Source organism: Anaerobacillus arseniciselenatis (assembly GCF_001865995.1).
GTDB classification, from domain to species: domain Bacteria; phylum Bacillota; class Bacilli; order Bacillales; family Anaerobacillaceae; genus Anaerobacillus; species Anaerobacillus arseniciselenatis.
This window is the reverse complement of record NZ_MLQQ01000042.1, coordinates 269988-291655: the sequence shown is the minus strand read 5'-3', so window position 1 is coordinate 291655 and position 21668 is coordinate 269988. Positions and strand designations below refer to the sequence as shown.

20 protein-coding genes are annotated in these 21668 nt (G+C 35.7%); 2 read left to right on the top strand and 18 right to left on the bottom strand.

The genetic code is table 11. The features are described from left to right. Window positions 1-26: 26 nt before the first annotated feature. The 3 genes from BKP35_RS16070 to yneA all read right to left on the bottom strand — a co-directional run bounded on the left by BKP35_RS16070 (window position 27) and on the right by yneA (window position 1333). A complete protein-coding gene (locus tag BKP35_RS16070; RefSeq protein WP_071314384.1) occupies window positions 27-263 on the bottom strand; it encodes a DUF896 domain-containing protein in 237 nt (78 codons plus the stop codon). A 94-nt stretch (window positions 264-357) separates the two neighbouring features. Then, window positions 358-1032 carry a YneB family resolvase-like protein gene (locus BKP35_RS16065; RefSeq protein WP_071314383.1) on the bottom strand — a complete coding sequence of 225 codons (675 nt, stop codon included), beginning with the start codon at window positions 1030-1032 and terminating at the stop codon, window positions 358-360. After that, window positions 998-1333, bottom strand: coding sequence for a cell division suppressor protein YneA (yneA, locus tag BKP35_RS16060; RefSeq protein ID WP_071314382.1), 336 nt, complete (start codon window positions 1331-1333; stop codon window positions 998-1000). The genes BKP35_RS16065 and yneA overlap by 35 nt, the downstream gene beginning before the upstream one ends. 157 nt (window positions 1334-1490) lie before the next feature. Here yneA and lexA point away from each other — a divergent pair, with 157 nt between their 5' ends. After that, window positions 1491-2120, top strand: coding sequence for a transcriptional repressor LexA (lexA, locus tag BKP35_RS16055; protein WP_071314381.1), 630 nt, complete (start codon window positions 1491-1493; stop codon window positions 2118-2120). Window positions 2121-2408: 288 nt separating this feature from the next. Here the strand turns inward: lexA and BKP35_RS16050 are convergent, their stop codons facing one another. The 6 genes from BKP35_RS16050 to spoVK all read right to left on the bottom strand — a co-directional run bounded on the left by BKP35_RS16050 (window position 2409) and on the right by spoVK (window position 8874). Then, complete coding sequence (locus BKP35_RS16050) at window positions 2409-2816, bottom strand: hypothetical protein (protein WP_071314380.1); 408 nt, start codon at window positions 2814-2816, stop codon at window positions 2409-2411. Between the two features lie 206 nt (window positions 2817-3022). Then, entirely contained in the window at window positions 3023-4360 is a 1338-nt protein-coding gene (gene glnA, locus BKP35_RS16045) for a type I glutamate--ammonia ligase (protein WP_071314379.1), read from the bottom strand. Window positions 4361-4451: 91 nt separating this feature from the next. Then, window positions 4452-4853, bottom strand: coding sequence for a MerR family transcriptional regulator (locus tag BKP35_RS16040; protein WP_071314378.1), 402 nt, complete (start codon window positions 4851-4853; stop codon window positions 4452-4454). 277 nt (window positions 4854-5130) lie between these two features. Then, window positions 5131-6399, bottom strand: a complete 1269-nt coding sequence (locus tag BKP35_RS16035) for a methionine gamma-lyase family protein (protein ID WP_071314377.1) — start codon at window positions 6397-6399, stop codon at window positions 5131-5133. Between the two features lie 11 nt (window positions 6400-6410). Continuing rightward, window positions 6411-7676 (bottom strand): GTPase HflX, encoded by a 1266-nt coding sequence (gene hflX / locus BKP35_RS16030; RefSeq protein WP_071314376.1) that lies wholly within the window; start codon window positions 7674-7676, stop codon window positions 6411-6413. Between the two features lie 247 nt (window positions 7677-7923). After that, the gene (spoVK, locus tag BKP35_RS16025) at window positions 7924-8874 is read right to left on the bottom strand and encodes a stage V sporulation protein K (protein ID WP_071314375.1); all 951 of its coding nucleotides are present in this window, start codon (window positions 8872-8874) and stop codon (window positions 7924-7926) included. A gap of 226 nt (window positions 8875-9100) precedes the next feature. On the opposite strand from spoVK, the gene BKP35_RS16020 reads away from it, so the two are divergent. Further along, window positions 9101-10093, top strand: coding sequence for a tyrosine-type recombinase/integrase (locus BKP35_RS16020; RefSeq protein WP_071314374.1), 993 nt, complete (start codon window positions 9101-9103; stop codon window positions 10091-10093). A 196-nt stretch (window positions 10094-10289) separates the two neighbouring features. Here the strand turns inward: BKP35_RS16020 and hfq are convergent, their stop codons facing one another. The 9 genes from hfq to miaB form a co-directional block, all read right to left on the bottom strand. Beyond that, entirely contained in the window at window positions 10290-10520 is a 231-nt protein-coding gene (hfq, locus tag BKP35_RS16015) for an RNA chaperone Hfq (protein WP_071314373.1), read from the bottom strand. A gap of 45 nt (window positions 10521-10565) precedes the next feature. Next, window positions 10566-11492, bottom strand: a complete 927-nt coding sequence (gene miaA / locus BKP35_RS16010) for a tRNA (adenosine(37)-N6)-dimethylallyltransferase MiaA (protein WP_071314372.1) — start codon at window positions 11490-11492, stop codon at window positions 10566-10568. Between the two features lie 23 nt (window positions 11493-11515). Beyond that, window positions 11516-12289, bottom strand: a complete 774-nt coding sequence (locus tag BKP35_RS16005; RefSeq protein ID WP_071314371.1) for a class I SAM-dependent methyltransferase — start codon at window positions 12287-12289, stop codon at window positions 11516-11518. Window positions 12290-12400: 111 nt separating this feature from the next. Beyond that, window positions 12401-14302, bottom strand: coding sequence for a DNA mismatch repair endonuclease MutL (mutL, locus tag BKP35_RS16000; RefSeq protein ID WP_071314370.1), 1902 nt, complete (start codon window positions 14300-14302; stop codon window positions 12401-12403). Between the two features lie 56 nt (window positions 14303-14358). Continuing rightward, the gene (gene mutS / locus BKP35_RS15995) at window positions 14359-16962 is read right to left on the bottom strand and encodes a DNA mismatch repair protein MutS (protein ID WP_071314369.1); all 2604 of its coding nucleotides are present in this window, start codon (window positions 16960-16962) and stop codon (window positions 14359-14361) included. 52 nt (window positions 16963-17014) lie between these two features. Then, window positions 17015-18187, bottom strand: coding sequence for a putative amidoligase domain-containing protein (locus BKP35_RS15990; RefSeq protein ID WP_071314368.1), 1173 nt, complete (start codon window positions 18185-18187; stop codon window positions 17015-17017). A gap of 71 nt (window positions 18188-18258) precedes the next feature. After that, window positions 18259-18831, bottom strand: a complete 573-nt coding sequence (locus tag BKP35_RS15985; protein WP_071314367.1) for an outer spore coat protein CotE — start codon at window positions 18829-18831, stop codon at window positions 18259-18261. A 623-nt stretch (window positions 18832-19454) separates the two neighbouring features. Further along, window positions 19455-19874: a YlbF/YmcA family competence regulator gene (locus BKP35_RS15980; protein ID WP_071314366.1), complete on the bottom strand. Its 420-nt coding sequence runs from the start codon at window positions 19872-19874 to the stop codon at window positions 19455-19457. Continuing rightward, the gene (gene miaB, locus BKP35_RS15975; RefSeq protein ID WP_071314365.1) at window positions 19874-21418 is read right to left on the bottom strand and encodes a tRNA (N6-isopentenyl adenosine(37)-C2)-methylthiotransferase MiaB; all 1545 of its coding nucleotides are present in this window, start codon (window positions 21416-21418) and stop codon (window positions 19874-19876) included. Before miaB ends, BKP35_RS15980 begins: the two co-directional genes overlap by 1 nt. Window positions 21419-21668: the final 250 nt, after the last annotated feature.

Genomic DNA, 21668 nt, shown 5'->3' with positions numbered 1-21668 from the left:
ATCCTATTTAATGTCAGTTACTATTATTAATGCTTTAAGTTACGATTTTGTTTACTCGCCTTAAGTTTATCCGGCGTTACGTCCTCCCCTTCTTCATCAACGACTTTAATTGAATGAAGTTGGTTTTTAAACGAGGAGCGAAACGTTTCGATATACTCTTGACGTAATTGTTGTTGCTCCTTCAACTCTTTATTTGTAAGCTTTTCATTTTTCGCTTTTTTAGAAAGCTCGTTTATTCGATTAATCTTTTCTTTTGATAACATTTTATAAGACCTCCAGCATACTCATAACATATTTAAAAATGTACACGAAATGAGGAGCTTTTTCAACTTATAGGATGTATATATACTACTATTTTCATTCTAAGTCACTATTAGGACGTGAAACCTCATCATTGAATTCATTCATATATTGTTGATAACGACGGTGCACGGTTGCTTTTGATACGTCGTACCCGAATCCTCTAAGCGTAGCAGCAATCTCACGAAAGGTTAATTCCATCTTTTTTAGACGTACGATTTCTTTTATCGGGACTTCCTTTTTTGAACGTCCACCTAAAGTAGAGTTACGTAAATTTTTTTGAGGGTTATATCCTTTTTCAAGTGCTTTTTTCATACCACGTTTTATTTTTAAGTTATGTAATTTTCTTTGGTACTCTTCAACAACCCCAACAATTTCTAAAACCATTGTTTCCGTCTCTGATAATCTCAATTCACCATTATCGTTAATTGTTTGGATACGAACTCCGTACTTCGCTAACTGATGAACTAAGGCAATCTTTGTATTCCCTCTTCCCAGTCGAGTTTCATCTTGAATAAGTAACACATTTGCACTATCCTTTTTAAAATATTCTAATAGTTCAAAGATACCGTCCCTTTCAATTTCAAAACCACTTGCTTTTTCTGTAATCACTTTAATGATTTGGTAGTCATGTTCATTAGCTATCCTCACTAGTTCTTCTTCTTGACGTTGTAATGAAGAATGTTGAGCTTGTTTATCAGTGCTTACTCGACAATAAATAATTGCTTTCATTTATATCCACCTTTTCTGTTGCATGTTGAGGAACTAAAAGTTTCTGACCAGGATAAATAATGTCATGATCTAAGCCATTATGTGACTTCACTAAAGAAAGGTATGCTTGTGTGGATAGTCCATCAGCATAATTACTAGCAATAGACCAAAGGGTATCTCCCTCTTTCACTTCAATTTCTATTAAAAGTTCATAACTCTCCTTTGTCGAGTCATTCACAGACATAAACATTAGGAAAATAAATATAAAAGATAAGATAATAAAACTAATATCTTGTAAAGAGTGGTTAAAAGATTTAAACATTAAAATCACTTCACTTTCTAATAATAAGAATACTTGTTCTCTTTTATGTTACAAGGAACATTTGTTCTTGTCAAGATTTTTTAGAACTTATGTTTGCATACGAACAAACGTTATTGTATAATTTATGTAAGAACATGAAATGTGAGGTGCAAATCATATGACGAAAGTATCGAAACGGCAACAAGAAATCCTTGAATACATAAAAGATGAAGTACGAAAAAAAGGATACCCACCATCAGTTCGTGAAATTGGAGAGGCTGTAGGTTTAGCTTCCAGCTCAACTGTCCACGGACACTTATCACGTTTAGAGAAAAAAGGGTTTATTCGAAGAGACCCAACAAAACCACGTGCGATTGAAGTTTTAAACTTAAATGAGGAAGAAAATGAGACAGTAGCTCCAACTACCGCGACTACATATGCACCGGTCATTGGGAAAGTTACTGCAGGTGAGCCAATCACCGCCTATGAAAACGTCGAAGATTACCTTCCACTACCAGAAAAGTTTGTTGGCGACGACAAAGTATTTGTTCTCATCATCCAAGGGGACAGTATGATTGAAGCGGGAATTTACGATAAAGATATGGTAATTGTAAGGCAACAACAAACTGCCAATAACGGTGATATCGTTGTAGCGATGACAGAAGAAGATGAAGCAACCGTTAAGCGTTTTTTCAAAGAAAAAGACTTTATTCGATTACAGCCTGAAAATTCATCGATGGAACCTATTATTCTACAAAACTGTTCAATTCTCGGAAAAGTCATTGGCGTTTTCCGTAACGTTCATTAATAAAGGTTAGAAAAAGCGAACCAGGAAGCAGTGCTCATTTAGGGATATCTGCGGAAAAAAATTAAAGAATAATGCCTTATTTGGGGCTGTCCAATAAGTGTCTGACACCATGCAGATCTTACTAAATATAGACATATAAATTTATTATCCGTCTATATCTAATGTCTAACGGTGTCAGACACCTTCTTTGGGACAACCCCAATTTTACATTCTGCTCCAGAATAAAGAGGTACATTTTATAGCAATTGTAATACGCTCGTTTGTTGATTTTTATGATCGTTATATATATCATCGTTCAATGACTTCACTTAAGAACCTCCACTCTTCTTCCAAAAAATCAAAATAAAATTTACGCTGATCACCCACAAATGATAACAGATTCTTTACCAAGCGTTCATTACTAATGATATTGTTGACTCGATAAGGATAAATATCGCTTCGTATTCGAACCCCTTTATCACGTTCCATATCCATGATTAGCTTATTTGTATCTAGGTCAATTCCAATATTTAAGAAGTAGTGCTGAAACGATTGTTCAAACTTCTCTTTAATACTATCACTAATCATTATCACATATTCTGACTTTTCAGTTGCTAGTTGGTTAATATCGCTTTCATCAACAATTAACTCCCCACTCATTTTTAATATCTCAAAGTAATAGTCGCTAATTGATTCCGTTAGCCATTTAATGTTCATATTCTCACATCTTTCGAGAAAAATTCTATATATATATATGTATGTATGTAAAAATATAGATGTAAGTGAAAAACGTATCATAAATCGATCCGAATAAATAAAACGAGGGTGCCCCATAAGTGATTGACACTCATAAGACACCCTCGCTTATATATTATTTAAACTATTTTGACTCACCTCTAAAAGTAAGCTTTACAAATTTGCAATTAATAAGAAGTAATATATTGCTCTCGCTCCCACGGATGCACTTGTGTTCTAAACATATCCCACTCAATTTCTTTTGCTTCTACGAAGTGTTCTAATGCATGAGCACCTAAAGCTCCAGAGATTACTTCATTCTCTTGAAGTTTGTTAATCGCTTCTTTCAATGTTGCAGGAAGATCGTTAATTCCTTCTTCAACACGCTCTTGTTTGTTCATCACATAAATGTTACGGTCTGTTGAAGGTGGTGGAGTAAGTTTATTTTTAATACCATCAAGTCCAGCTGCTAGCATAACCGCCATTGCTAAATACGGATTAGCTGCTGGGTCTGGGCTACGTACTTCTACACGCGTACTTAAACCACGAGAAGCTGGAATTCGAATTAACGGGCTACGGTTACGCATTGACCACGCAACATAACAAGGTGCTTCATAGCCTGGAACTAATCGTTTATAAGAGTTTACTGTCGGATTAGTAATCGCTGTGAAAGCTTCAGCGTGTTTAATCGTTCCTGCTAAAAATTGCATCGCTGTTTCACTCAAACCAGTTTCAGTAGATGGGTCATAAAAAACATTTTCTTTCCCTTTAAATAAAGACATATTGCAGTGCATTCCTGAGCCATTTACTCCAAATAACGGCTTCGGCATAAACGTAGCATGCAACCCATGCTTTCTTGCAATTGTTTTAACTACAAGTTTAAATGTTTGAATATTGTCGCATGTCGTTATAGCATCGGCATATTTAAAGTCAATTTCGTGTTGCCCAGGGGCTACCTCATGGTGAGAAGCTTCAATTTCAAATCCCATATCTTCAAGCTCTAAAACGATATCACGGCGACAATTTTCCCCAAGATCCGTAGGAGCTAAGTCAAAATAACCACCTTTATCATTTAATTCTAAAGTCGGGTCGCCCTTTTCATCGACTTTAAATAAGAAAAATTCAGGTTCTGGACCTATATTAAATGAAGTGAAGCCCATTTTTTCCGCTTCTACTAGTACACGTTTTAAAACTCCTCGAGGGTCACCTTCAAACGGTACACCTGACGCATCATAAATATCACAAATTAAACGAGCAACCTTTCCTTTTTCACTAGTCCATGGAAAAACTACCCATGTGTCTAAGTCCGGATATAAGTACATATCAGATTCTTCAATTCGCACAAACCCTTCAATTGATGAGCCGTCAAACATCATTAAGTTGTCTAACGCTTTTGGTAATTGACCAACTGGTATTTCTACGTTTTTAATAATCCCTAATAAATCTGTAAATTGTAAGCGAATAAACCTTACATTTTCCTCATCAGCCATTTTCATAATGTCTTCTCTAGTAAACTTTGGTTTCATAATTTAATAACTCCTCCTAAAATTTTGTGTAATTTATACTAACCATCATTAAACAGCAACTTCGTTTACTGAAAAGATGATTGGTAAGCTATTAATGAAAAAATCTTGATAACTCTCCTTGAATTAACGAAGCCTTTCCAAATCGCCCCGCCATCATTAGTTCACTTTTTAAGTAACTTCGCAGTTGTTGATCGGTAAGCTCTTTTCTTTCGGGAGAGTGAAAGCTTTCAACTTTCTTTGTTTTCTCTGCTTGTTTCATGGTAAAGATTTGTTTAATGCCAGAAATGTTAACTCCTTGATCGATTAATTCTTTTATCTCTAATAAACGATCGACATCATTGAATGAAAATAACCGTTGATTACCATCAGTACGAGACGGTTGGATTAAACTATGCTCCTCATAATATCGAATCTGTCTCGCTGATAACTCCGTTAACTTTTTGACAATCCCAATTGGGAAAAGGGGCATATTTCGTCTAATATGATCTCCCATTTGACTCCCCCCCTCTGATTTGTTATTTCAAGATTACACGATGTCACTTAAGGTGTCAATACATGTGAGCTTAGTTAACATAAAAACTATGTCAGATTTTCTAACATACCAAAACCTTCTTATCGACGACCCACGACCACCTAATAAAAGGCACCGCCTCCTCGCTTCAGCATAACCATCCACTAACCAACTTTCCAACTATCCAACAAACCACTAAATCAAAAAATCAGCCTTATCAATAAGCAATTATAAGCTCTTGATTAGGCTGACCAATCTTTTATAATTTTAGTAATCCATTATTCATTAAGTGATCAACGGCAGTAAGGATCCCAATTTTCACATGACTATATGTTAAACCACCTTGGACATATGCAATAAAGGGAGGACGAATTGGTCCGTCAGCAGAAAGTTCAATGCTCGCTCCTTGGATAAATGTTCCTGCGGCCATGATTACATCATCTTCATATCCCGGCATCGAACTAGGGTAAGGAGTAACGTGAGCATTAATTGCTGAAGCTAGTTGAATACCTTGGCAAAAGGTAACCATTGTTTTTTCGTCATTAAATTGAACAGATTGAATTAAGTCTGTTCTATCGGCATCCCATTTCGGATCTGTTTTAAATTTTAGCTCTTCAAGAAAAGCTGCAGTAAGAACTGCTCCTTTTAACGCTTGTCCAACTACATGAGGAGCTAAAAAGAAACCTTGGTACATTTCTTGTAAACTATATAAGGATGCTCCCCCTTCTTTTCCAATTCCAGGCGCTGCTAAGCGATAAGATGCTAAATCAACTAAATGTTCTTTACCAACAATATAGCCACCGGTTTTTACGATTCCACCACCAGGATTTTTAATGAGTGAGCCTGCAATTAAATCCGCTCCGACATGACAAGGTTCTATTGTCTCGACAAACTCACCATAACAATTATCAACAAACACGATTACATCAGGCTTTACTTCCTTAACAAACTTTACCATTTCTTCAATTTGCTTGACCGTATACGAAGGCCGATTAGCATAACCTTTCGAACGTTGTATCCCAATCATTTTCGTATTCGGCTTTATTTTTCGAGCGACTTCTTCAAAATTGATTTCACCATTTGTCGTAAGATCAACGCAATCGTAAGAAATGTTATACTCTTTAAGTGAACCATTACCATTTCCTCTTATTCCGACGACTTCTTCTAACGTGTCATAAGGTTGCCCTGTAATATAAAGTAATTCGTCATTCGGTCGCAAGCATCCGAACAAACAAGTGGCGATCGCATGTGTTCCTGAAATTATTTGCGGGCGTACAATTGCTGTTTCTCCTCCAAAAACTTTGGCATAAATCGCTTCTAACGTATCTCTACCGACATCATCGTAACCATAGCCAGTGGATGGGGTAAAGTGAAAATCAGCAACTTGATGCGCGCGGAAAGCTTGTAAAATTTTTAATTGATTCGCCTCAATTGTTTCATCAATTTGTGTATGTATATTTTTAATTTTTCCTTCTACTTCTTGAACATATTGCTTTAATATTTGACCATTAGTAAAATTCTCGTACATGTGAACTCCTTTTAAACTTTGTATTGTTGCAACTGTTTAAATAGAGATGAAGTTGGTGATACATATACTTTTAAAGCATAGCATTCCTCATCCTCTATCCATTTTTGCTCCTCTATGATCGCTCCACTTTGGCATCTCGATAGTAATTTACCGTTGTTTGCTGGTATTTTAACACTAAAGTAACTGAGGGTAGATTTAATTTCTTCTTCAATTCTCGCTATTAACTTTTTCAAGTCTTCCTCTTGAAGTGCTGAGATCAACATTGAATTTTTTCCATCGGTAGGTACAAAATGATTCGTCATTTTGTCTTTCTTATTATAAACAGTTAACATTGGCACATCTTTAACGTTTAACTGACCTAACAGTTCCATTACTGTCTCTTCATGATTGTAATAATCATTACTTGAAGCATCAACAACGTGAAGCAAAAAGTCAGCTTCACACACTTCTTCAAGCGTGGATCGAAATGCTGCGACAAGCGTTGTCGGAAGGTCTTGAATAAATCCTACCGTGTCGGTTAATAACGCTTGAAAACCACTAGGAAGCTTGATTCTTCTAGTTAGCGGATCTAATGTCGCAAATAGCAAATTCTCTTCAAGAGCATCTGCTACAGTTAGACGGTTATGTATCGTTGACTTCCCAGCATTCGTATATCCTACTAAGGCAATTTGTAGTGTTCTGTTTTCTTTTCTTCGTTCACGATATAGGGCACGATGCTTAACGATCGCTTTTAACTGTTCTTTTATTTCATCCATTCGCCTACGTATATGGCGACGGTCGGTTTCTAGCTGTGTTTCACCCGGACCTCTTGTTCCAATCCCACCACCGAGCCTTGATAGAGCATGTCCTTGCCCCGCTAGTCGTGGTAATAAATAATTTAACTGCGCTAATTCAACTTGAAGCTTACCTTCTCTTGATTTTGCCCTTTTCGAAAAAATATCTAAAATAAGCTGGGTTCGATCAATAATTCTTGCAGTAACTTTCGCTGACAAATTCCGAACTTGACTACTCGATAATTCATCGTTAAAAATTACTACATCAATTTCTTCCTCATCAATTAGAGGGATCATTTCGTCTAATTTCCCTTTTCCTATATAAGTCGCGCGATCAAAACTATGTCTATTTTGAACAATCGTGTTAACGACTTTACCCCCTGCAGTTTTCGTTAACTCCGCTAATTCTTGCATAGAATAGCTAAATCGCTCTTCATCTGCATCCGTTAATTTACAACCTACTAACAACACATTTTCTTCACTATAATTTCTTGTTTCTCCCAATGCTTCACAACCTTTTTCATCACTTCTTTACTTACCATTATAATCATTACCAATACTTACTATAAGCTTTTCACTATAAAAAGCCAAGCATGATCTAAATTATTAATAGGTTTGTTGGTTTGGTTAGATTAAAGAGGAAGTCACTTCGACTTTTACATATAAAAATTAAAATGAGTGCTTCGAGACATTATAAATCTACGAGCACTCATAGTTGCAATAACGAACAAACTTCAAAAACAAGTCACATTTACATCCGTTCATTTGGCTTTTTATCTAATTTAAAATCATCTTTTGTTAATGTTAATAAATTTTGACGATCGTATTGACCACTGTATAATAACCTTACCGCTTGTGCTCTAACCGCTTTTTCAATTACATTTCGTATTAACCTGCCATTACTAAAGTTAAAACTCCGTTCAACTCGTAAACTTTGAATATAATCTCGTAGCTTCCATTCCGCTTCCTTAGAGATTTCATATTCCCTTTCCTTAACCATTTTTTTTGCAATCGCCATCAACTCATCATTCGTGTAATCAGGAAAATTCATCGTTATTGGAAAACGTGACGGTAAGCCTGGATTTAAAGAAAGAAAATTTTCCATTTCTCGCGAATAACCAGCTAAAATGAGGACAAAATCGTGTTGTTGATCCTCCATCGCTTTCACTAATGTATCAATCGCTTCTTTCCCGAAGTCCTTTTCACCACCTCTAGCGAGTGAATACGCTTCATCAATAAATAATATACCACCTACTGCTTTTTTAACTAAATCTCGTGTTTTTTGGGCGGTATGTCCGATATACTCTCCTACTAAATCAGCTCTTTCTACTTCTAATAAATGTCCTTTCGAGAGCACTTCCATTTCTTTGAAAAGTTTAGCTAACAACCTTGCTACTGTTGTTTTCCCTGTCCCTGGATTTCCTTTAAATATCATGTGCAGCACTTGATTACCTACTTTTAAACCTTGTTCCTTACGACATTTATTAATATAAAGCCAAGCATAAATCTCCTTGATAAAATGCTTCATTTCTTTTAGTCCGACTAACTCTTCTAATTCCTTTTCAATTTTTTCGAGAACGTAATGCTTTTCTCTTTCCGCTTCTGTAAAGGTATCTAAAGTGTCTGAGCCCCTTTTTAACTCTTTGTGATTTAAGACAATATTGATTTGGCCTCGTGATTTTAGTGACAAGGGTTTATCCAAATGTTTTCACCACCCTATCAGCTTTGTAATAGTTATGAGTGTAATTTTCAACCGAATTTATAACCAGTATACTCACTATCATAAAAAGTGTGACAAATGCCTAAGGCTAGGAAAGACTCAGTCGCCTAATTATATTTATTCTGCTTAATTTGACAATAAATCTGATAATATATATTTAAGAAACAAGCATACAGTTCAACACATTAATACGTTGGGAGGGATTTTTGTGGAAATAATTCAGAGTTCAACTTTGCCTAGTTTTGCACAACACTATTTATTATCTTTAGTCAAAAAGAACCGCAAAGCTTCGACAATAAAAAGATACTTATACGATCTTGAAGATTTTTTTGTATGGCTTCAGATCGAAAAGAAAAGTCAATCTTTCTCTACATGGGCACAATTAACCCCAAGAGACATTGAACAATATCTTGACATCTTAACTAGTTCAAGAAAATATCAACCACGAACAACGAAACGAATTATTACAGTTTTAAACCAACTCTATAAATATTATGACAACCAAGGGTTATCCAAAAACCCAATTACAAAGATTCATCAAATTGAAATTGGTGAACCTCGTTTAAACGAGAATGATTTTATAAAAGGCAAAGAAATTAAACAACTTCTCCCAAGTATTCGATCACTTGAAGGATTAACTAATAATCAAATAAAAAAGCGACACTTAATTGCAAGCCGAAACGAATCGATCATTACGTTATTTTTAAAGTACGGTTTAACTCTCAAAGAGTTAACGAATATTACGATGACAGATTTACACTTTGAAACAAATTCACTTATCATACCTTCAAATGATCGGCAACGTGAAATAAAACTTTCTATCGCACATAAACATCTACTTTATGATTATTATGAAAAGATTCCTAAGCCAGTTCGGCCACGATACCATGAAAATGATCCTTTTTTTGTTGCTTTTGATTTTCAAAGAGGGACATACCGGTGGGTTTACGAAGAGGACAAACCAAAAAGACTTACTGATATTGCTGTACAAAGGATGATCCAAAAAGAGGTAAAGCGAAGTGGATTGAGAAAAGGAATTTCCGCCCAACATTTGCGCAATACGTTCATCTTATCAAAAATCGATGAAGGAGTTTCGATGAAAACACTTCAACAATTATTAGGATTAAAAACAGACATTTCGTTAAAAATGTATTTTAATTTTTATGATTCAGATAGAAAAGCGAGGGGGAGGGGGAGCTAGACCGCATTAAAGTTCAATATTTTATAAATTCTTATCTGTTAAAAGAAAGGGGCTGTCCTATAAATGTCTTACACCATGTAGAGCTTACTAAATATAGACGAATAAATTAATTATCCGTCAATATTTAATACCTAGCGGTGTCTGACACTTTCTTATGGGACAGCCTCTCCTAGTTCGATTTTAAATAGTCAAGCTTTTATGAATCCTGATTTAACGGAATATTTTTCTGTGGCGAAAATGTTGAAATCGCATGCTTATAAACTAATTGTTGTTTTCCTTCTGTTTCTAAAACTACCGTAAAATTATCAAATCCTTTAATTAAACCACGTAGTTGAAATCCGTTTAATAGGAAAACAGTAACTGGAATACCCTCTTTTCTTAGTTGATTTAAAAATACATCTTGAATGTTAACCGATTGTTGCTTCATTGAACAGTCCTCCTCAAATATCTATACTTTATAATTTCGCTTTTTTTATAGTCTTTCCTCTATAAATTTTTGAATTTCTTGTTTCTTTTCGTTAAAATTTGTTTCTGTGATTTCAAACCAATCAATATCCATCTTATTTCGAAACCAAGTTAATTGTCTTTTAGCATATCTTCTTGAATTTCGCTTTAGCAATTCAACCGCTTCTTCCAACGTCAGCTGCCCTTCTATGTATTGATAAATTTCTTTATATCCTATAGCTTGGACAGATTGACAATTTTTAACACCATTATCAAATAACTTTCGAGCCTCTTCTATAAGACCATCCTCGACCATGATATCCACTCTCTTGTTTATACGGTCATATAACAACTGACGTTCCATCGTTAAACCGATCACCACTAAATCATACTCACTTTCCTGCGGTTGGTCCTTCTGGTAATCATGAATCGTCCTTTTCGTAACATGAAACACCTCTAATGCCCGAATAACTCTTCGATAATTGTTAGGATGAATTAAGTCATAGCTTATAGGATCAATATCTTTTAATTTTTCATGAAGCGCGACCGATCCATGTGTTTCAACGAACACCTCTAAAGTTTGACGATACTCTAGATCAGTCGGTACATCTGGAAAGTGATAATCATAAATCACTGAATTGACATACAAACCAGTACCACCAACAATCAGTGGTAATTTTCCTTTATCATTGACCTCGGTAATTAAAGGCTTAACTAACTGTTGGAATTCTGCGACCGAAAAACTTTCGGTAGGATCTTTAATATCGATTAAATAGTGCCTAATCCCTTGCATTTCTTCTTCAGAAACTTTTGCTGTACCAATATCCATGCCTTTGTATATTTGCATAGAATCGCCACTAATAATTTCCCCATTAAGCTTTTTTGCTAATTCAACACCTAATTTTGTTTTTCCTACGGCAGTAGGTCCGACAATTACAACTAGCTTTTCTTTCATGTGATACTCCTTTTAGAGTCCAATCATAATTCAATTGAAGCATAATGGAATTTGGATGTTGGACGTTTAAATACATTAAAACCAAAACGATCAAAGCGTGTACTTTTCCAATGGTCCTTTAAAACAACACGTTGACGAGCTACCCGCTTTGCCTCTTCAAGCGTCTCTTCGTCGAGGGGATCTGAAAGGGTAAACTGTCTTATTTTATTGATTCCATCGGATTTTTTTACTTGGAACTCGAACATCGGATCGAAATATACGACATCAAAAGAGTTGTCTTTTTGAGAACGAAGATATTCGAAATTTTTCATCTCGACAACGTCAATACGTCTCATCGCTTCATCCATTTCTTTTAAACCAGTCTGCCAATTTAACAGACCATGTCTCACTATGTACGAAAGAAAGCGGTTCCCTTCTACTCCAACAACATGCCCTTTTTTTCCAACTACTACGCTTGATAATATACTATCAGATGCTAGCCCTAATGTACAATCTACAATAGACATTTCACTCGACAATTTACTTACTTTTAAAAAAGGATCAATCTCCCCTCTAAAAAAACGTTTCACTCGAAACATCGCTGAATTTGGATGAAAAAACAGCGGTTCGTTAAGGCCTAATTGATAAATAGAGAGTCGATTTGAACCTACAACAAGAACATCACACTCATATACATTATATAAGCGAGGAATCGGCTGATCATTTCGATCGATGTAAGGGATATTAAGTTCTGTAGCAACACGTTTTGCTTTTTCAGTAATTTGTTTCGTTGTACGAAGTGAAGTCGTAGCAATCATGTTTCTCCTCAATCGTAGTTAACCTACGTCTTTCTGTTTTCTTTTATGTATTATAGTACCTTAAGACCACCGTTGCAAATTTAAATGAAAAAACTTGGCAATCGCCAAGTTTTACATTATTCGTTTAAACATTTTTTCCATTTCATATGTTGTAAAATGAATAAAAATAGGCCTACCATGAGGACATGTAAAAGGATCCTCACACTTTCGGAGCGTTTCTAATAGCGAAAACATTTCATCGTTGCGTAAATAGCGATTGGCTTTTATCGCTGCTTTACATGACATTAGTATCGCTGCTTCCTCTCTAAATTTTCCTAAGGTAACTTTATTTCCATTCATTACTTCTTCTACTATTTCTTTAATTAAATCTTCTTCCATTCCACTTGGAAACCACGTAGGGTGCGACCTTACAATAAAACTTTGTTGTCCAAACGGTTCCATAAAGATGCCGAGTTTTTTTAGAGCATCATCACTCCTTTTAATTCGTTCCACTTCTGCTGATGTAAACTCAAAAGTAATTGGGACAATCAAATCTTGCAACTCTTTTTTATCTTCAGCGACCTTTTCGCGAAAATATTCGTACTTTATACGCTCTTGGGCTGCATGTTGATCAATGATATATAATCCATTCTCATTTTGAGCTAATATATACGTACCGTGCATTTGACCAATTGGATAAAGGACAGGAACTCTACTTTCAAACGAATCGATATTCGTTTCTGCCGTTTCTCCATGTGCAACATTTATATCTTCCACCACATCTATAAACTCATCATCTGCGTTATTTACCTGAGGATTTTGAGTTTGACTAAACGTTGTCCCCTCGTCTTCTCGGTTGAAAGTCTCACGCAATACTGATGCTTCAGCTCGTACTCGGCTTTGTTGCTTCGGTTTTTGATCAGTTAAAACGTTAGGTATAGAAGAGACATGATCATTATCATCACTTATCGGTGAATGCTGCAGCGAAAAAGAAATTTGTTCAGATTTTTGTTTTTCTATAGAAGGCTTCTTAACTTCCGGAATTAGCTGCACTTGTTTAAAAGTTGATTTAACGGTTTCAGTGACAAGTTTATTAAGCTCATCTTCTTTACTAAGTCGCACCTCTAGTTTTGAGGGATGGACATTCACATCAATTAATAACGGGTCCATTTCAATTTGAAGAACAACGATCGGATAACGACCGATCGGTAACAATGTATGATACCCATCTTGAATGGCTTTTGTTAACGGGAAGTTCTTTATAAAGCGATGGTTAATAAACGTTGACATGTATTGACGTGTCGCTCTAGTCACTTCCGGCTTGCAAACATAACCTGAAATCTTAAAATCTAACGAAGAAGCCTCTAAATAAACCATTTGTTTTGCGATATTTATTCCATAAATCGCTGCTATAACTTGCTTTAAATCTCCGTTTCCATTTGATAAAAATACTTTTTTCCCATTATGATCTAAGCGAAAAGAAATCGCAGGATTAGCTAAAGCTAACCGATAAACGATATCTGTAATATTACCAAGTTCTGTATGAATTGTTTTTAAATATTTTAATCTAGCAGGTGTATTGTAAAAAAGGTTTGTAACCGTAATCTCTGTTCCCTTCCTACTAGAAGAAGGGCTATTTTCAACGATTTTCCCACCTTCAACTACAACATTCGTTCCAACCCCCATCCCAGTACATGTTTTCAACTGTAAATGAGAAACAGATGCAATACTAGGAAGAGCTTCCCCTCGAAAACCTAACGTTTTAATGCGGAAAAGGTCTTTATCAGTGCGAATTTTACTCGTTGCATGACGATGAAAAGCTAAAAGACAATCATCGCCTTCAATGCCATCACCATTGTCAACGATACGGATTTTTTGTAATCCACCTTCTTCAACTTCAATATGGATCTGTGTACTACATGCGTCTATCGAGTTTTCTACTAATTCCTTAACGATCGACGCTGGGCGTTCAACAACTTCTCCTGCAGCAATCTTATTCGATAAAAATTCGTCTAATTTAACGATTTTCCCCACAACTATCACCTTCTTTTTTGGAAAAGCACAAGCAACATGCTTACCTTCTCCTCTGCCTATTCTTTAAGTTTTTTCTGTAGTTCATTAAGTTTTTGAATTGCTTCAATCGGTGTAATGTTTAATATATCTAACTTTTTCAAGGAAGAAACTACTTTCTGCTCATGGTCAGATAAGTTTGAACCTGTTTGTTTCTTTTGCTTACTCTCTATCGTTTCGTTAAATAGATTTAATTGTACTGGCGCTTCATTAGCTACGACAGTTCTTTCTTTTTCAGTCACTGGCTGATTTTCTAAAGTTGTTAATATCGTTTTGGCGCGAGAAATCACTTGCTCTGGTAAATTAGCTAGTTGGGCAACATGGATCCCGTAACTTTTGTCAGCTTGTCCATCAACAACTTTGTGTAAAAATACGACTTTCCCATCCTCTTCAACAGCACTTACATGAACATTTTTTAGCGCGGGAAGTTCTTGTTCAAGTGCTGTCAATTCGTGATAGTGTGTAGAAAATAACGTTTTCGCACTAATCTCATGATGAATATATTCGACGATCGCTTGCGCCAGTGCCATTCCATCATACGTAGACGTACCTCGGCCAATCTCATCTAACAATATTAAACTTCTTTCTGTCGCTTTTGCGATCGCATTTTTCGTTTCTAACATTTCTACCATAAATGTACTTTGACCACTTGCTAAGTCATCAGCTGCACCGATTCTCGTAAAAATTTGATCAAAAATCGGTAAATCTACTGAATTGGCTGGAACATAGCAACCTACTTGTGCCAGCACAGAAATCAAAGCTAATTGGCGCATATATGTGCTTTTACCGGCCATGTTTGGTCCCGTAATGAGTAATATTTCTCGCTCTTCATTCATAATCACATCGTTAGCGACATATTCTCCTGAACTAAGCACTTTTTCCACCACAGGATGTCGACCTTCAGCGATTGAAATATGGCGCTCGTCATTGAACTTCGGTTTCGTATAACGGTTTTCTTCACTAACTAACGCAAAACTTTGCAACACATCGAGCTCGCTAATTTTTTGGGCGACGTCTTGAAGCTTAGCAATATACCCTTTTACGTTTTCACGTATCTGTATAAACAGATCATATTCTAGCTGTTCGATTTTATCTTCTGCCTCTAATATAAGTGCTTCTTTTTCTTTAAGCTCAGGGGTAATAAATCGTTCAGCATTTGAGAGTGTTTGTTTTCGTTCATAGCGCCCTTCTTCAAGGTGAACTAAGTTCGCTCTCGTTACTTCAATGTAATAACCGAATACTTTGTTATATCCTACTTTTAACGACCTAATGCCTGTTGCTTCCCTTTCCTTCTGCTCTAGTTGAGCAAGCCAACTCTTTCCATTTCTACTCGCATCTCTGTATTGATCTAACTGTTCATTATAACCGTCAGAAATAATTCCTCCATCTTTAATAGAGATTGGTGGGTTTTCTTTTAACGAACTTTCTAACATCAATAATAAGTCTTCACAAGTGTCAATATCATTTACTAGTGTATCACCATAACGATTATTTAAGTTTTGTACAGTAGTAATGATATTCGGAATTTGTTGTAATGAACGTCTCAACTGTACTAGCTCACGCGCATTAACATTCCCGTAAGCTACTTTTCCAGCAAGTCTTTCTAAATCATACACTTCTTTTAAAAGTTCGCGGAGCTCTTCTCTTCCGAAATATTCATCAATTAACGTTTCTACCATACTTAATCTATTTTCAATTTTTCCTTGATTTAATAACGGGCGCTCGAGCCAATACTTTAAAAGCCTTCCTCCCATTGCCGTTACTGTTTTATCAAGTAACCAAAGAAGCGAGCCTTTCTTTTTCTTCTCACGAATTGTTTCTACTAACTCGAGGTTTCGTTTTGAATGAAGATCAATTCTCATAAAGTCAGTAGGTGAATAGTAAACGACAGGCTGCAAATGGTCCAAAGAACGTTTTTGAGTACGTACTAAATAGGCACATAGACGCCCAAACGTAACAATCAACTTTTGTTGACCTAGGTCATTACATAAGTTAAGTAAGCCTTCAGGTGGTTCAACCGATTCTTCGTATGAAACAGTGACTTGTAACTGTTGTGTCATTTGCGTTAATTTCTCTTCTAAAATGTTAGGTGCAAAAATTACTTCTTTAGCACCTGTTGTTGCTACCTCATTAATAACTTCCTGCCAACTATCTTGTAAAACTGTGACATAACTTTGCCCTGTCGTTAAATCAGTCATCGCAAAACCGTATGTTTCATCAGAAAAGTCAGTCACCGAAGCAATAAAGTTATTCTCCTTTTCTTGAATTACTTTACCTTCCATCACTGTTCCTGGTGTTATTAATTTAACTACCTCTCGCTTAACGACCCCTTTCGCTTGACGCGGGTCTTCTGTTTGTTCACAGATCGCAACTTTATAGCCTTTTTCAATTAATTGTTGAATGTATGCTTCAGCCGAGTGATATGGAACCCCACACATCGGAATGCGTTCCTTTTCTGCACCGGTTCCTCGACTTGTTAACGTAATTTCGAGTTCTTGAGATGCTTTTTTCGCATCATCAAAAAACAGTTCATAAAAATCTCCTAAACGAAAAAATAAAAAGGCATCTTTATATTGTGCCTTAATTGTTAAGTATTGTTTTATCATAGGCGTATGTTCTGCCATACAATGTTCCCCCAAGTATTTGTTTTCATCAATAATAAGTATAACATATTAACTACAAATCTCGACAGTATCCCTTCAGTTTTTTCAAGCAATCGATATAGTCAATAAATAAAGAAGATCCGTTTACATCTTGAAAAGAATCCTTATTCTCTCTAGCCCAATCATCTATTGAAATCTCACTTTTTTCATTGTTGTAATAGTTATAGATTTCCTTTTGCTTCAATTTCGTAATATTTATTTTATGAGTATTATTTATAATAAACTCAATCCATTGTAAAATCGGGAGGGCGTTCGGAATGAGGGAAAACCATGTAGATAATACTCTATATTCAAATCCATCATAAGGGTTCGCTCGTACTGACCCTAATCTTCCATAATGAGAACGTCTTTGTAGTGATGGTTTACGCTCAATTAAGGAAAGCGGGATCGCTAAAAACGTATCTAATGATACAACATCTTGGAACGTAAATGGTACGTTTCCGAAATGAAGATGTCCTCCTAGGAAAAACCTCTGTTTTGGATTAGCATCTACTACTGTTTCGTACTGGTACTTAGATGTTTCTTTTAATACTGTAGAGTATAAACCGTTTAAGTTTTTATGTAACTGAGGGATATGTACAGAGGGATCTGGCCTAACTTCAAATATTGGGTGATACACTCGAAGGTTATTAAGGGCAATGGCATCATCAAATCCAATTTGTTTATTTTTGATCGCCCCTCCATCTACATATTTTTTAGTTTTTTTATTTCGGATCATAAGTTCTAGGTCCGCCCCAAAAGTAACTTGTTTTTCTTTTTCTCTCCTTACCTTTCGGAAAATAACCTCTTGTTCTTCAGCTGTTAATTCGGTTACTTCAATAGGACGTATTTTTATTACGATCATTTCTTTTTTCCCTGTCCGTTGTACAACACACTCTCCTAACGGGATATGCATTAAGTACAAACATTGCAAAGCAAATTCTGTTAATTCTTTTTCATAATATAACCTTTCACCACCGATTTTTTTCCATTTAAATGGTTGATTGAATACCATTGCTGAAGAATCTACACACCGTTCTATTGACAATAGCGTAAAATGAAACGCTCTTATTTTTAATTGCGTTTTCTTCGCATTTTTCAGTGAGCCTACATTTATTTTATGGCTTTTCAATACAGAAATCGGTAACGGTTTTAATTGATAATTAATTCGTTCGTGAAAATTCTTTATTTCATTAGAAAGTTTCATCCCACTCACCTCCTTCTAGTGGTTTTGTATAAAAAAAATAGGAAGAAGTAAACTTCTTCCTCCCATTCTTATTATTCTTCTAATTCACCAGCTAGGAAGTTAGGATCTAAGTCTTCAAATTCTTCATCTTCTACGTCATAATCCCAGGTTTTTGCATCTAGCTCATCTGAAACGCCATCTGGATTTACATAAACACAAACCTTCGTTTCTCCAATAACTTCGACTAAAAACTCTCGCTCTACTTGAACGATGAAACTTGTTCCGTTCGGAGCGATCGTTGCTTCTAGTGTGTTTGGTTGTTGAATAGCTCTTGCGATGACTTCTAAATCCTCAGATAACACATTTTTGTCTTGAATTGTAAGTGGAACTACATCTGTATAAGTAACAGTCTCGGTTGCAACTTCTGTTTTTGTGTTGTTACTGTAAGAGAACCAAGTGTTAATATCGTAACTTCCACGAACTTCGATACAATCTCCCTTTTTTTCCGCTTCGTACTTATGGTTGATAATCCAGCAACCTAAAATACTTGACGGCTTATGGGAAGGGCGGATCGTATGACTAGCTTGTGAGAATTTTCTCCCTTTTCCACAAACGGCTTTTGCAAAAATCTCTCTGTAATTTAAATCGTTTTCTGTTTGTGACATATGTTTTTACCCTCCTCAAACAATTGGTTGTACTCCGTGAAGCAGACCGTTTTTTAGTCAGCCTCCCCAAACAGTCTTCACTTCCATCCTATGCAGGACAAATGACTATTGTGCTAACTATTTGGTTTAATGAAAAAAAAACGTACGATGACTTCCTTAATACATGATATTAAAGCATATGTGAAAACATTCGTAGTTGTGCTAATTTCATTTGCTTTTTCATTTATATATATGGGAGACTCGCAGATTTAATGATAAAAAATGAAAATATATTTTTAGTACGGTACGTGAAATTTTAATTTTTCATACAAAACCTTCATGGAGGATATTCCGCCAACATCTAATATGAAAAGGCGGACACTTTCCCTCACTTCGCAGTGACCTTCTTACGAATATCAGAGGCTCGTTCACGAAAGTATCCGCCTTTTTTCATACAAAAAAAATCTAACTTTAACACTAATTAAATAGTGCAAAGCTAGAATTTTTATTATTTATCGATCATCACATTTTAATGAATTTCATAAAAAAATATTATCGCCATTAAGTATCTATTATGTAGTTGCGTAAATTCGCTCGCAACTACATATAGTTTGATATGGGCTCATTTTAGGTAATTATCAAATTCATTTACTGCCACAATCTTTTTTTGTTGTCGTTCCTTTTAGGACGTCGCCACCTGTTGACTTAATGATTTCATCGGTTACCGTATTTGATATCGTACTCGCTACGAGCTGCAACATTCCATTAACATCCATTTGTGATTGCTTAAATTCTTTCACAAGTGGAATTTGATCCAGCTCGTCTTGTAAAGAGTCAATTTTTTCTTCTGCTTTTTTTAAAGCTTCTGTTTTCCCGTAATGTTGAAGGTTTACAGCTTCCTTTTGCATTCTCTTTATTTGGCTAATTAACTGTTGTACTTGTGGATGGTCATTTACTTGTAATTCTGCTTTTTTAAAAAAATCGACTTCTTCTGTTTCTGAAATCATTTGTGCAATTTCTTTTGCTTTTAAAACAATCTCGTCTTTTGTATACGTTTTATCCATTAAGACCTCACCTCTGCCTCTTCAACTATGTGACCATCAAGTGACCACGTTTTTGCTTCTGTTATTTTAACATAAACAATCTCGCCAATCACAGATTTAGATCCGCTAAAGTTTACAAGTTTATTCGTTCTCGTTCTTCCTGATAAAATATCTGGATTTTTCTTACTCTCACCTTCAACAAGAACTTCTACAATTTGTCCTTCAAGTTGTTTATTTTTACGAGCAGAGGTTTCATTAATGACTGCATTTAAACGTTGTAAGCGAGCACGCTTCACATCTAAAGGAACGTTATCTTCCATTTTCGCTGCCGGAGTTCCTTCTCTAGGAGAGTAAATATACGTATAGGCACTATCGTAATCCATTTCCTTAATAAGCGAAAGCGTATCTTCAAATTGCTCTTCTGTTTCGTTTGGGAAGCCAACAATAATATCTGTTGTAAGCGTTGAATTAGGAATTCTTTCTTTAATTTTATTGGCTAATTCCACATACTGTTCTCTCGTATACTTCCTTGCCATTATTTTTAGCATCTCAGTATTACCACTCTGAACAGGTAAATGGATATGCTCTACTAAATTCCCACCTTTAGCAAGAACTTCAATTAAGTGATCATCAAAATCACGCGGGTGACTCGTCGTAAAACGTACCCGTGGGATATCTATTTTACGAATTTCATCCATTAAATCACCAAGACCGTAATTCATTTCCTCAAAGTCTTTCCCATAAGCATTGACGTTTTGTCCTAATAAAGTTATTTCTTTATAACCTAAACGTGCTAACTCACGAACTTCGGCAATAATATCCTCTGGTTGTCGACTTCTTTCTTTTCCTCTTGTATATGGAACAATACAATAAGTACAAAACTTATCACAGCCATACATAATATTGACCCAACCTTGTAGTTGTCCACGACGAGCGCGAGGCATATTTTCAATAATATCGCCTTCTTTTGACCAAACTTCGATGACCATTTCTTTATTAAAGATCGCATCTTTAATTAAATGCGGAAGGCGGTGAATATTGTGTGTTCCAAAAATAAGGTCTACATGCTGATGTTTTTGTAAAATTTTATTAACGACCGATTCTTCTTGAGACATACAGCCACATACACCGATCACTAAGCCTGGCTTTTCTCTTTTCAAAGGCTTTAAGTTACCAATTTCACCAAACACTTTGTTTTCCGCATTTTCACGGATCGCACACGTATTTAATAAGATCACGTCTGCATCTTCTGTTTCACCTGTTGGTTCAAAGCCCATTTCTAACAAAATACCAGCCATATTTTCTGAATCATGTTCATTCATTTGACAGCCATACGTACGCACAAGGAATTTTCTTCCTTTCCCGATTGAACGCATTTCTTCTGGGATATCAAAATCATAATGGACTTTTACATCCTCTTTCCCACGGCGTTTAGCCTCTTTTAAACTAGGCTGTGTAAATGTAGTTTGGAAGTATTGTCCGTAATCTTTTTTCTGGCCGGATTTTTTGTCCGCAGAAGAAAGATCCAGATTTATCGTCATTTTCTTTTTTTGTTGTTCATTCATCGCACATTCTCCTTTGCTTTAAATTAAATTGCAATACAATACTCTAGTATAACGGCTTAGTGGTATAAACTCAATAGTAAGAAGATTAGGCACATAAGCTCGTAGCGAAATCACCGCCTTTTTTCATACAAAACTCTGATCGCAGATATTTCGTTACATCTAATATGGAAAAGGCGGGTGCTTTCCCTCACTTCACCATGACCTTCTAACGAATCTCAGACGTTCGTTCGCAAAAGCACCCGCGTTTTTT

Excerpts from the sequence above, each read along its gene's own strand:
- BKP35_RS16070 (WP_071314384.1), bottom strand. The coding sequence starts at position 263 with ATGTTATCAAAAGAAAAGATTAATCGAATAAACGAGCTTTCTAAAAAA.
- BKP35_RS16065 (WP_071314383.1), bottom strand. The coding sequence starts at position 1,032 with ATGAAAGCAATTATTTATTGTCGAGTAAGCACTGATAAACAAGCTCAA.
- yneA (WP_071314382.1), bottom strand. The coding sequence starts at position 1,333 with ATGTTTAAATCTTTTAACCACTCTTTACAAGATATTAGTTTTATTATC.
- lexA (WP_071314381.1), top strand. The coding sequence starts at position 1,491 with ATGACGAAAGTATCGAAACGGCAACAAGAAATCCTTGAATACATAAAA.
- BKP35_RS16050 (WP_071314380.1), bottom strand. The coding sequence starts at position 2,816 with ATGAACATTAAATGGCTAACGGAATCAATTAGCGACTATTACTTTGAG.
- glnA (WP_071314379.1), bottom strand. The coding sequence starts at position 4,360 with ATGAAACCAAAGTTTACTAGAGAAGACATTATGAAAATGGCTGATGAG.
- BKP35_RS16040 (WP_071314378.1), bottom strand. The coding sequence starts at position 4,853 with ATGGGAGATCATATTAGACGAAATATGCCCCTTTTCCCAATTGGGATT.
- BKP35_RS16035 (WP_071314377.1), bottom strand. The coding sequence starts at position 6,399 with ATGTACGAGAATTTTACTAATGGTCAAATATTAAAGCAATATGTTCAA.
- hfq (WP_071314373.1), bottom strand. The coding sequence starts at position 10,520 with ATGAAGCAACAATCGGTTAACATTCAAGATGTATTTTTAAATCAACTA.
- miaA (WP_071314372.1), bottom strand. The coding sequence starts at position 11,492 with ATGAAAGAAAAGCTAGTTGTAATTGTCGGACCTACTGCCGTAGGAAAA.
- BKP35_RS16005 (WP_071314371.1), bottom strand. The coding sequence starts at position 12,289 with ATGATTGCTACGACTTCACTTCGTACAACGAAACAAATTACTGAAAAA.
- mutS (WP_071314369.1), bottom strand. The coding sequence starts at position 16,962 with ATGGCAGAACATACGCCTATGATAAAACAATACTTAACAATTAAGGCA.
- BKP35_RS15990 (WP_071314368.1), bottom strand. The coding sequence starts at position 18,187 with ATGAAACTTTCTAATGAAATAAAGAATTTTCACGAACGAATTAATTAT.
- BKP35_RS15985 (WP_071314367.1), bottom strand. The coding sequence starts at position 18,831 with ATGTCACAAACAGAAAACGATTTAAATTACAGAGAGATTTTTGCAAAA.
- BKP35_RS15980 (WP_071314366.1), bottom strand. The coding sequence starts at position 19,874 with ATGGATAAAACGTATACAAAAGACGAGATTGTTTTAAAAGCAAAAGAA.
- miaB (WP_071314365.1), bottom strand. The coding sequence starts at position 21,418 with ATGAATGAACAACAAAAAAAGAAAATGACGATAAATCTGGATCTTTCT.